General features: G+C 65.7%; 1 pseudogene. It reads left to right on the plus strand.

Annotated features, from left to right (window positions below):
• Positions 1 to 381, plus strand: a pseudogene (locus B2U11_RS14570) (RNA degradosome polyphosphate kinase); the annotation flags it as partial.
• Positions 382 to 446 lie beyond the last annotated feature (65 nt).

The following is a 446-nucleotide window of genomic DNA, read 5'->3' on the forward strand; positions in this document are numbered from 1 at the left end:
TCGATCGTCGGCCGCTTCCTGGAGCACAGCCGAATCGTCTGTTTCGCCAACGGCAAGGACCTGCCGCACGACAAGGCCAAGGTCTTCATCTCATCGGCCGACTGGATGACGCGCAACCTGGACCGCCGCGTCGAACTGATGACGCCGATCCGCAACGCCACGGTCCATGACCAGGTGCTGGACCAGATCATGGTCGCCAATCTGAAGGACGACGCCCAGAGCTGGGTTCTCGACGCCGACGGGCGCTACACCCGCGTCATGCCCGCCGACCCCGAGCGGCCCTTCTCCGCCCACAAGTATTTCATGACCAATCCCAGTCTGTCGGGCCGCGGGCGCAAGGTGAAGACCCTGCCCGCCGTGCTGCGCTACGAGCCCCGCTGACGGATGATCGAGGCCCTGCCCCCGTCGCGAGACATCGCGGCCATCGACATCGGCTCCAACTCGGT

The organism is Brevundimonas sp. UBA7534, from assembly GCF_002479325.1.
Lineage (GTDB): Bacteria > Pseudomonadota > Alphaproteobacteria > Caulobacterales > Caulobacteraceae > Brevundimonas.